The organism is Streptomyces prasinopilosus (assembly GCF_001419695.1).
GTDB classification, from domain to species: Bacteria; Actinomycetota; Actinomycetes; order Streptomycetales; family Streptomycetaceae; genus Streptomyces; species Streptomyces prasinopilosus.
This window is the reverse complement of record NZ_LIRG01000984.1, coordinates 1-2,187: the sequence shown is the minus strand read 5'-3', so window position 1 is coordinate 2,187 and position 2,187 is coordinate 1. Positions and strand designations below refer to the sequence as shown.

Sequence of the window (2,187 nt, the reverse complement as noted above, 5' to 3'; positions counted from 1 at the left end):
CGGTGAGGGTGAGGGCGGCGACACCGCCGAGGGCGATCGCCGCGAGGGACACCGCTCCCGCCGCCGCGGCGGCGAACCGCATTCCGCGCGAGGAGGCCCGGTCCTGCTCGTGCCGGCCGGCCTCGTGGAGGCGGAGGCTCCGGTCCCTCGCGGCCGTGCCCGCCGGGGACGGGACCAGGGGGGCGGGGCGCCGGGCGGGCGTGTAGGCGAACTCGAACCGCTCGCCGCGCCGGCCGCCGGTCCCGAAGACTCCGGGCGTCCCGCCGAGCCGCGCGGACGGGTCGCCCGGCAGCCCTCCGCCGTCCGGGGGCGGGCCGCCGCCGAGGTCGCCGCCCGCCGGCAGGCCCTGGAGGCGGGCCAGGAAGCTCTCGGACGGGGGCGGGGGCGCGGCCTCCGCGAAGACGTTCTTCAGGCGGCGCTGCGCGTCCAGCTCCGCCTTGCACTTCGTGCAGGTGGCGACGTGCGCCAGGACGCGTTCACGCGCGTCGTGACCCAGCTCTCCGTCCACCAGGGCGGACAGCCGGTCTCCCAGGTGCTCCTCCGCGAGGTGTCCCTCGACGGGTTTCGGCCGTGAACCGCTCACGTGCTCGTGCCCCCTCCTCCCAGTGCGGGAACACGCGGCACGAAGGAGCGACGCTCCGTGCGTGCCTGGGGCGAACGGTGGGCGAGGGCCTTGCGCAGCTGGGAACGACCTCGGTGGATCCGGGACCGGACCGTGCCGAGCTTGACCCCGAGGGTCGCGGCGATCTCCTCGTACGACAGTCCCTCGATGTCGCACAGGACGACCGCGGCGCGGAACTCGGGCGCGAGCGTGTCGAGGGCCTGCTGGACGTCCGCGTCGAAGTGGGTGTCGTTGAAGACCTGCTGGGGGGTGGGCTCCTTGCTGGGGAGCCGCTCGGCCGCGTCGTCGCCCAGCGAGTCGAACCTGATGCGCTGCTTGCGGCGCACCATGTCCAGGAAGAGGTTGGTCGTGATGCGGTGCAGCCAGCCCTCGAAGGTGCCCGGCGTGTACGTGGACAGCGAGCGGAAGACGCGGACGAAGACCTCCTGGGTGAGGTCCTCCGCGTCGTGCTGGTTGCCGGTGAGGCGGTAGGCGAGCCGGTAGACCCGGCCGCTGTGCATGCTGACGATCTCCTCCCAGGTGGGCGGAGTCCACGCCTGCCCGTCCGCGTCGGTGGAGAAGCTCGCGGTCTGGGCCGGCTCGGCGGCGTGGCTGTGGTCAGCAGCGGTGTCGTTCACGGATTTCGGCCTACCCGCCGATCCGAGGAAGCGCCTCAGCACTCCTCCCCGATCCACAGGCGCAGCCGCACCTCCCCTGTCGGCTCTGGTGGTGTCCAGCGGAGCCCCTACCATAGCCACCTCGCCCGTTAGCTCCGGATAAGCGGTTTTACGAGAAATTGACGTGGCCTGACACGACTCGCGGGCCTGCGTCAGCACTTGCTCGGTGTTCCCGCCCATACGCCCACCCCCTCCGCGGCACGCGCCGTTCGCTCTTCCCTTTCAACGACCGGTCCCATCAGTGGGTTCCCGGCACCAACGGATAAAGTCACGCCGAGGCAACCACGGGGACAGGAGAGGGTCATTACCGCCAACCGGCAGACGAGCTGGGCGTTCGCGGACGCCTATGTCGCCGAGGACGAGGCGCTGCACTGGGCCCGGGACCGGGCCCAGGAGGCAGGGCTGCGCTCGGTGTCGCCCGGTACGGGGGCGGCCCTGCGGTTGCTCGCGGCCACCGTGGACGCCAAGGCGGTCGCGGAGATCGGCACGGGCTGCGGCGTCTCCGGCATCCACCTGCTGCACGGGATGCGGCCGGACGGCGTGCTGACCACGGTCGACCAGGAGCCGGAGCACCAGCAGTCCGCCCGCCAGTCCTTCCGCACGGCGGGCTTCGCCGCCAACCGGGCCCGTTTCATCCCCGGGCGGGCGCTGGACGTCCTGCCCCGCCTCGCGGACTCCGGCTACGACCTCGTCTTCTGCGACGGGGACCGGCTCGAGTACCAGGACTATCTCGCGGAATCGTTGCGCCTGCTGCGCCCGGGGGGTCTGGTCGCCTTCGAAGGGGTCTTCGCGAACGGCCGGACGGTGGACTCCGGGCCGCAGCCCACCGAGGTGCTGCGGCTGCGGGAACTGGTGCGGGCCCTGCGCGAGAGCCAGGAGCTGGTCTCGTCCCTGCTGCCCGTGGGCGAC

3 protein-coding genes are annotated in these 2,187 nt (G+C 72.7%); 1 reads left to right on the top strand and 2 read right to left on the bottom strand.

From position 1 onward, the window contains the following. Both AOK18_RS29360 and sigE read right to left on the bottom strand, forming a co-directional pair. Window positions 1-583 (bottom strand): anti-sigma factor family protein (locus AOK18_RS29360; RefSeq protein WP_206281611.1); only part of this gene is annotated, 583 nt, incomplete at its 3' end. Next, a complete protein-coding gene (gene sigE, locus AOK18_RS29355; protein ID WP_240503361.1) occupies window positions 580-1,353 on the bottom strand; it encodes an RNA polymerase sigma factor SigE in 774 nt (257 codons plus the stop codon). The genes AOK18_RS29360 and sigE, both read right to left, overlap by 4 nt. A 162-nt stretch (window positions 1,354-1,515) precedes the next feature. Here sigE and AOK18_RS29350 point away from each other — a divergent pair. Beyond that, the coding region (locus AOK18_RS29350) for an O-methyltransferase (protein ID WP_079105250.1) at window positions 1,516-2,187 on the top strand (672 nt) is incomplete at its 3' end.

What these genes read in the sequence shown, in the direction of transcription:
- sigE (WP_240503361.1), bottom strand. Translation starts at nt 1,353, where the DNA reads ATGGTAGGGGCTCCGCTGGACACCACCAGAGCCGACAGGGGAGGTGCG.